At 33.7% G+C, this 8,342-nt stretch carries 7 protein-coding genes; 6 read left to right on the top strand and 1 reads right to left on the bottom strand.

Translation table 11 applies throughout. The features are described 5' to 3' along the window. Positions 1-332 precede the first annotated feature (332 nt). Together NSS74_RS27850 and NSS74_RS27845 are read left to right on the top strand one after the other, a co-directional pair. Positions 333-2,264, top strand: coding sequence for a glycosyltransferase (locus NSS74_RS27850; protein WP_002029465.1), 1,932 nt, complete (start codon positions 333-335; stop codon positions 2,262-2,264). 66 nt (positions 2,265-2,330) lie between these two features. Further along, positions 2,331-3,107 (top strand): class I SAM-dependent methyltransferase, encoded by a 777-nt coding sequence (locus NSS74_RS27845; protein ID WP_002029463.1) that lies wholly within the window; start codon positions 2,331-2,333, stop codon positions 3,105-3,107. A gap of 40 nt (positions 3,108-3,147) precedes the next feature. Here the strand turns inward: NSS74_RS27845 and NSS74_RS27840 are convergent, their stop codons facing one another. After that, the gene (locus NSS74_RS27840) at positions 3,148-4,092 is read right to left on the bottom strand and encodes an NAD-dependent epimerase/dehydratase family protein (protein WP_033716426.1); all 945 of its coding nucleotides are present in this window, start codon (positions 4,090-4,092) and stop codon (positions 3,148-3,150) included. Positions 4,093-4,394: 302 nt separating this feature from the next. On the opposite strand from NSS74_RS27840, the gene NSS74_RS27835 reads away from it, so the two are divergent. The 4 genes from NSS74_RS27835 to NSS74_RS27820 all read left to right on the top strand — a co-directional run bounded on the left by NSS74_RS27835 (position 4,395) and on the right by NSS74_RS27820 (position 8,306). After that, complete coding sequence (locus NSS74_RS27835; protein ID WP_002029459.1) at positions 4,395-5,189, top strand: sulfotransferase family 2 domain-containing protein; 795 nt, start codon at positions 4,395-4,397, stop codon at positions 5,187-5,189. 203 nt (positions 5,190-5,392) lie between these two features. Then, the gene (locus NSS74_RS27830) at positions 5,393-6,115 is read left to right on the top strand and encodes a class I SAM-dependent methyltransferase (protein ID WP_002029458.1); all 723 of its coding nucleotides are present in this window, start codon (positions 5,393-5,395) and stop codon (positions 6,113-6,115) included. Between the two features lie 26 nt (positions 6,116-6,141). Then, the gene (locus tag NSS74_RS27825; protein ID WP_002029456.1) at positions 6,142-7,014 is read left to right on the top strand and encodes a class I SAM-dependent methyltransferase; all 873 of its coding nucleotides are present in this window, start codon (positions 6,142-6,144) and stop codon (positions 7,012-7,014) included. Between the two features lie 215 nt (positions 7,015-7,229). Further along, a complete protein-coding gene (locus NSS74_RS27820) occupies positions 7,230-8,306 on the top strand; it encodes a glycosyltransferase WbsX family protein (RefSeq protein WP_002140175.1) in 1,077 nt (358 codons plus the stop codon). The last annotated feature ends 36 nt before the right edge of the window (positions 8,307-8,342 follow it).

Below are 8,342 nucleotides of genomic sequence, written 5' to 3'. Positions count from 1 at the left end.
TCTATATTACACCTCTATATCCTAATCGTCAATACCTTTTATCCTTTTTATTTTATAAATTCTAAAGGGTATTGAACCTTCTTCATTTATACACCGTTCCTAGAGATTAATAGACTGGTGCAATCACTTTCATAATCGACAGTTTATACTTTCTTACTTACACCTTTCTAAAGAATGAATAGCAAGCCAAACAAATATATATTAAAGGTAGCACTTTTTATTTCGAGTACATTCCAGCTGCATTCACAATTATCTCCTACCACTTCTCTCTAGGAATTATACATACACCATGCATTTACTAAAAATCTAATTAACTTAGGAGGCGTTATGAAATGCATGTTAATAAGAAGATCATTTATGTATCCCATGATGCCCATTTCCACGGAGCACAGCTGCTTTCTTTACATACTATTAAAGCTCTTAAAGAAAACTTTCATTACTCCGTCGCAATTATTTCTATTGGAACGGGCATTTTAATCCACGATTTTCAAAAGTATGGTCCTGTTTATTGCCTAGAGGAAGACTACCCAACAGAAAAAAGGGTCGAATTATTAATAAAGAAGTTACTATCACAAGACTATACCATCGCCATATGTAGTACCGTCATAAGTGGTGATATAGTTGCATTACTAGCTAAACACAATATAAAAGTTATTTCATTAATACATGAATTGCCGCATTTAATACAACAGTACTCTGCCGAGGGGAAAGCTAGAAACATTGCCCAGTTCGCTTACAAAATTGTCTTCCCTTCACAGTACGTGTATGAAAAATTCCGTACAATCACCCAATTAGATCATCAAAAATGTCACATCCTCCCTCAAGGCTTGTTTAACCACAATCCTTATAAGAACAATATTGCAAAAGCTAGAAGCGAATTACGAAAAAAACACAACCTGCCTCTAGATAGCAAAATCATTTTAGGAGTAGGTTTCGCTGATCATCGGAAAGGGATAGATTTATTCTCACTTATTGCTTACTCAGTAAGAAAGGTTCATACGAATATTCATTTTATCTGGGTCGGGAGAACAGATGTTCATTTCTTTAACACGCTATCCCCAAGATATACAGCACATTTCACATTAGTTGAGCCTACTCCAGATATCGGTTTATATAACGCCGGGGCTGATTTATATTTATTAACTTCAAGAGAAGATCCTTTTCCAAACGTTGTTTTAGAGGCATTAGATACAAAAGTCCCTGTTATAGGGTTTAAAAACGCTGGAGGTTTTGAAGATGTTGTTACGGAACAAACTGGCGCCTTAGTAGACTTTTTAAATTTACCGCAGATGCTGGAAAGAATATATGAATTTATTGGAGATGAAGACTTACGATTACAAAATGGGCGCTTTGGCCAAGAGCTTATTGAAAAAGATTTCAACTTTCTTCATTACATTTATCAACTGTTAAACCTACTTGATCATAATTACAAAAAAATAAGCGTAATCATACCGAACTATAATTACGAAAAATACTTATCTGACCGAGTTAAATCCATATTAAACCAAACCTATCCCCTTTACGAACTAATTTTCCTAGACGATGCCTCTACTGACAATAGCGTATCTATATTTGAACAGCTGCTCTCAAACGAAAATAAGCCCCACCTAAAAGTTCAGCAGATTATTAATGATAAAAACTCTGGTTCTGTATTTAAACAATGGATAAAAGGCATCTCTGCAGCAACCGGTGATTATATTTGGATTGCAGAGGCCGATGACTTATGTGATCAGACATTTTTAGAAGAAGTAATACAAGGGTTTCATATAAATGGTGATGTTACCTTAAGCTACACACAATCAAAACAAATAGATGAACAAGGAAATATCCTAGCCAATCATTATTTAGATTACACAAATGATATTGATAAAGAAAAATGGAAAAGTTCTTATTTCCGAAAAGGGATAGATGAAATACAAGATACATTACTTATTAAAAACACCATACCTAATGTCTCAAGTGTAGTTTTTAAAAACATAGATATAAAAACAACAGAAAAACAATTAGAAAAGTTTAAAGTAGCTGGTGATTGGTTTTTCTATGTTTCTATTCTTAAAGAGGGGAACATTTATTTCAATCCAAAACCGCTAAACTATCATAGACGACATACAAATAGCGTAACGAGAACAGAAGATTCATATTCCCATTACAGTGAAGTTGTACAAATGCAGAATTTCATTAAAGAAACCTTTACTATCGACGACATTTCAAAAAAGAAAATGTACACATATAGAAAGTATCTTAAAGCATATTTGAAGATTTAATGATATATTTTCTTCGCCATCAGTATCTCTTGTAAAACGTTACTATCATTTAAGGGGGGTTACTCTTTGAAAGAATTTATAGAAGCAAATAAAGATTTGCTTTCTCAAATTGCACACAAATACAATGTAAATGCAAGTATCCATCCAGAGGATCATATCTTTCAATTCCTTGTCACTAATCCAGTCTTCCCATCTAAAAAAGAAGCGATAGATTATTATTTTCAAGATGGGAGAAAATCCGCAGAAACACTTTTAGATTTAATTACTTCCTTTTATCCCCCTATAGACACTCCAATTAAATTATTAGAATTCGCATCCGGATATGGCTGCGTAACACGTCATTTATTAAACCCACAAACGAACTTAAGTATAACTACCTGTGATATACATGAAGAGGCTATTACTTTTATTGAAAACACATTAAATACTTCTTCTATCTTATCTCACCCTGAACCTGAACAAGTAAAATTGGCCTCGTCTACGTATGATATCGTCTTTTGTCTATCCTTTTTTTCTCATATGCCTGATACAACTTGGTTTCGTTGGCTTCAAACATTGTATAATGCTGTTTCTCCTGAAGGCTTACTCATTTTCACAACTCATGGTTATCAAAGTAAAAAGTACTTCAGCTTTCCAGATTTAAATAAACAGGGTTATTGGTTCCTCCCTTCTAGTGAACAATTGGATTTAGATGTTCATCAATACGGGCAAACGATCGTTAGTCCCTCTTACGTATGTGACAAAATTAAATTATTACCTTATAACCCTGTCATCAAAAAATACATTGAAGGTTTTTGGTGGGAACATCAAGACCTTTGGGTAATAAAAAAAGAAATAAAATAATAAACCACGCTCTACTGATACAAAAGTAGGGCATGGCTTATTATTTTTTACTATATAAGAACTCTTCAATCCATAGCTTATTTAATCTAATTCCACTTTTGAAATCTATTTTCGGTTCCCAATTACATTCTCGTCTTACTCTATCTATATTTAAAATGATTTTTTGAACATTTTCTTGCCTTTGTTTATAGCAGGTAAATTCCACTTTTCTTTCCGTTAATTTCTCCAATTCTACTATAATTCGTTTTAAAGAGAGACCCTTGCCGCTCCCTATGTTATACACACAAGATTTCAAACGATTTAATTGCGATAGTTGTATAGTGATTTCAACTAAATCATCGATATAAATATAATCTCGAATAATCTCTTGTGGATTCCCATATATATTAATCTTTTCATTACTGAGATGCTGATACAAAAAACAATTTATTGCCCCAACTTTCTTTAAAGGATTTTGATATTTTCCATATGGATTAGAATATCTACATACAACATAGTCAATTCCGTATTTTTTCTTATAAAAGTACAAGTAATTTTCAAGCGATACTTTTGTTATTCCATAAGGAGAAAGTGGTTTTAATGGATGTTCCTCATCAATAGGTAAATATTCTGGTTCACCATAAACCGTGCCTCCAGAAGATGCTAATACAATTTTTTTAACAGGAAAATTTTTAACACTTTCCATGAAGTTAAGAAAAAAAAAGCTACTGTTTATATCTCCGAAAACATCTTCAATTGAAGTTGCTACATTAGACGTTGCAGCTAAATAAATAATAATATCCACACTCACTAAAGCTTTATATATATCTTTAACATTCGCTAAATCACCTTTAATAAATTCAACCTCACTTATAATATTTTGAGGGAAATTATTTATATGTCTGGAAAATACTTTTACATTTTGACCTTGTTTCAATAAACCTAATGCGAGGTTTATACCAATGAAACTATTTCCACCTACTATTAAATAATTATTCTTCCTCATAATATCCTCTCTAGTAATAAGATTTTTGCTTATCACACCTAGAAATACAAATAAACGAACTTGGTCACCTCTATTATTCATTCTCTTATAATTGTATGCCCCTTATAAATTTTCATTATCTTTATTTTATATTTTCCTTTTAGAATCGATACCTTATTTAAGATGACCGCAAAAACACTCATAATATTTACTCATTCCCATGAATATATTGGATTAGTAAAAACTTGCCTTCTCATATTCTCGTTTATTCTATTTAAAAACCTTCTCCATAAATAAAACTTTCAAAAAGGAGCACTACATGTATGAAGAGTGTAAATCAAGAGCTTTTAAATCATGTAATCCTACATAAAGATCGAATCCCACATTTCCATAAAGACTTTCCACTTATACTATTTTGGAGCCATAGAAGCGGATGTACTACTTTAGCTAATTGGTTCTTTTTTCAAATTGGATTATTTACTGAAGCAAAGAAATACCATGACTTTATTCATTACTATGAATTCTGGGTGTATAAAAACAACACCAACTACATACCAGAGTTACAAAATGGGCTTCTAACAGCAAAAAAAGATGTTTGTAAACTTGTACGGAATCCCTATACAAGGGCGGTCAGCTCCTTTTTATTGCTTGCTGACAATCCATATGCTAGCCCTCAATGGGAAAGTATCCGGCATTATTTTTATAATGACAAATATAGTAATCAAGGAATATCATTTAAACAATTTTTATATTACGTTCAAGCATTCGGTTCCAATTCCCTAGCAATAGATATACATTTTAGTCAGCAATACGTCCCAGGTGAAGAAAACTTCATCCAATACTATATTCCTTTAGAAGATTTTAATACACAAATCACCAAGATAGAACACACGTACGATTTGACTAAATCAAATTTAGCGCTTCTTACAAATTCAGATCATCATCGTGCTCATAAGATGCTTTATACGGGAAGCTATGCAGAACTTAGCATTACAGATGCATCCTTCCCCCGCTTTCCAACATATGAAAGCTTTTATGATAAAGAAACCATGGGTTTAGTTACAGAAATATATGCACAAGACTTTGAAATGTATCCGTACACAAAAGGGACATTCTAAGTCGATACATTCTTCAATGAATAAAAGCGAATGTATCGCATAGCATAAAGTGAAACTTTAATTAGCGTGGGGTTCTCTCCCGCTAATTGTTCCATTCTACCAATCTCACTTTTATGAGTTCCCTAATTTCCACCCACTCTCTTTGATTTCGCTGGTTGTTGACGTGTGTGTCATATGCATTTTTTACACAGGAGTGATGTCATGTGGAAGGTAATTTGAAGCACAATAATGGATATTGCGTTATTTGTGAGAAGAAAGCTACATTTATAGAGCATAATGATTGGCTTAGAGATCACTACTTATGTTCTACATGCCACTCTATACCAAGGCAGCGCGCTCTAATCCATGTTTTAAATACATTTTTTCCAAAATGGGGTTCCTATCATATCCACGAATCCTCTCCTGGGGGAATTACAACTCAACTACTAATAAAAAACTGCAAAAACTATACATACTCTCAATACTTTAAAAACTACCCTCTCGGCCAATACTTTCAAGGGGTTAGATGTGAGAACTTAGAAGACATGACTTTTCAAAATGAATCTTTTGATTTATTCATTACTCAAGATGTCTTTGAACATGTAATGGAGCCAAACAAAGCCTTTAAAGAAATAGAGCGTGTATTAAAGCCTGGCGGCGCTCATGTGTTTACTGTCCCTTGGTATCATACACTCACAAAGACTTTACAAAGAGCAAGAATCAATAAAGAAGGAATCGAATATATTGAGGAGCCAATTTATCATGGTAATCCTATTGATGAGAACGGGTCTTTAGTAACATTTGATTGGGGTCAAGATATGATTGAATATATTTATACACATGCAAATATGTATACCATTGTTTATTTACACAAGGATAGATCACTGGGGTTAGATGCTGAATTTCTACATGTTTTTATTAGTAAAAAACACGAAAATGATTTTTAGGAACTATATAATTTGGAGGTTAACAAATGAATAACTTTAAGTTAGGAAGTGATTTTGATAACCTTGTTAGCCCACTTTCTGATGTTGAACTTCTTAATCTATTTATACAAAGTTGCTCACAAACAAAGATAAATGGCATCCCAGTACCTAAGTTCCCCTCCGAAGAAATTCAACAACAGTTTGTAGGTGCTTCCTATGAACATGCTCTTTATGAAGCATATTTGTTTTATAGCCTTGTAAAAACATATGCCCAAAATTTAGGCGTTCCCTTGAATAAAGAACGGAAAATTTTAGACTTTGGTTGCGGATGGGGAAGAATCATACGCTTCTTTTTCAAAGATGTTCGCCATAAAAATTTACTTGGTATTGATGTAGATCCTGCAATGATTAACCTTTGCAACGAAACGTTAGGAAGAGGCAGGTATAAAATAGCTCCCCCACAACCTCCTGTAGAATTTATTAATGACAATTCATTAGACATCATATTCGCTTATTCTGTATTCTCACATTTATCCGAAGAAACTGCAGAAAATTGGATAAAGGAATTTTCAAGAATTCTTCGTCCAGGCGGAATCTTCATCGCAACAACACAAGCACGCTATTTTCTCGATTTCTGTCAACAATTCAAGGAACACCCTGAATTAATTCAAACTGGGTGGCATAAAACTTTATCTCAAGCTTTTCCAGATATAAATCGTGCCATCTCGGATTATGAAAGCGGCAATTTTATCCACAGCCCTACGGGAGCTGGAGACGTTAGAAACAGTAGCTTCTATGGGGAAACCGTTATACCTAGAACTTATATTAAAAACCACTATGAGAAGTATTTAAAGCTACGGGACTTTTTTGATGATACAAACCGGTTACCCCAAGCTCTATTTGTTCTCCAAAAAGATTAACTCTTTTCGCTCATTGTATAATGAAGATCATTTTGTATCTCAGCCGTATATATTAAATCATCAAAGATTTCCATATCAAGCAAACTGCACAAAAGAATTCATTATGCAGCATAAACACAGTAAGTAAATAACATATCTCATGTTTTAACTAGATTCGAAAAATCAAAAGTAACTTCCCACCACTTGAACTACGAAGAACATAAGGGGGATATATTTTGAAAATAATCGCTTTTTACTTACCACAGTTTCATCAAATAAAAGAAAATGACCGATGGTGGGGGAAAGGGTTTACTGAATGGACAAATACTAAAAGTGCACGACCTTTATTTTCAGGACATTACCAACCTAGAGAACCTTATCAAGATTTTTATTATGACTTAACCACCCCATCCGTAAGAAAATGGCAAGCAGAAATCGCCAAAGCACATGGCATATATGGTTTTTGTTATTACCATTACTGGTTTAAAGGGAAGAGGCTATTGGAGGCACCCTTTAATGAGGTACTTAAGATGAAGGAACCAGATTTTCCATTTTGCCTTTCTTGGGCAAATGAACCGTGGACAAAAACTTGGGATGGTCTTGATAGTCACATATTAATGCCTCAAAATTATGGAGAATTATCGGATTGGAAAGAACACTTTGAGTATTTATTGCAAGCTTTCCAAGATGAGAGATATATCCGTATAGACGATAAACCACTATTCATTATTTATCGCCCTGGGCATATCCCTCATTGTGAACAAATGCTTCATTATTGGAATACACTCGCACAAGAAAATGGTTTGAAAGGTATATACTTTGCAGAAACATTAAACAGCTTTCCACTTCCTAATATAAATGGATTTGATGCTAGCATTCAATTCGAGCCTTTTTATACAATTGCTCATGATAGCTCTTCAGACATAAATAAGACAATATATGAGTCTGGTAAACAAATAAACGCTTGGGATTATGATAAAGTGTGGATGTATATACTAAAGCGATCTCCTCCAGAAAAAAAAACATTTCCTGGTGCCTTTGTTGACTGGGACAATACAGCACGCCGCAAAGACTTAAATAGCAGCATCTTCCTAGGTTCTACCCCTAGGAAGTTCACGATATATTTAAGCAAACAAATCCAGCGTACCTATTCTCTTTACAACAGCGAGTTTTTATTTATTAATGCGTGGAATGAATGGGCAGAAGGTACTTACTTAGAACCAGATAAAAGGCATGGATTCGCCTATTTAGAAGGAGTTAAGCAGGCAATTAACAGAGGTATGAAAGCATACAAAAAAGACGAGTCATTCTGACTCGTCTTAAAGTTGCTTGGCGACGTCCTACTCTCA

Origin of the sequence: Bacillus sp. FSL E2-8868 (assembly GCF_038005505.1) — a bacterium.
Lineage (GTDB): Bacteria > Bacillota > Bacilli > Bacillales > Bacillaceae_G > Bacillus_A > Bacillus_A mycoides.
This window is presented reverse-complemented; position numbering and strand designations above follow the sequence as displayed.

Bases quoted from the DNA above. Each gene is read 5' to 3' on its own strand.
- NSS74_RS27825 (WP_002029456.1), top strand. From the start codon at position 6,142: ATGAATAACTTTAAGTTAGGAAGTGATTTTGATAACCTTGTTAGCCCA.
- NSS74_RS27850 (WP_002029465.1), top strand. From the start codon at position 333: ATGCATGTTAATAAGAAGATCATTTATGTATCCCATGATGCCCATTTC.
- NSS74_RS27840 (WP_033716426.1), bottom strand. From the start codon at position 4,092: ATGAGGAAGAATAATTATTTAATAGTAGGTGGAAATAGTTTCATTGGT.
- NSS74_RS27835 (WP_002029459.1), top strand. From the start codon at position 4,395: ATGAAGAGTGTAAATCAAGAGCTTTTAAATCATGTAATCCTACATAAA.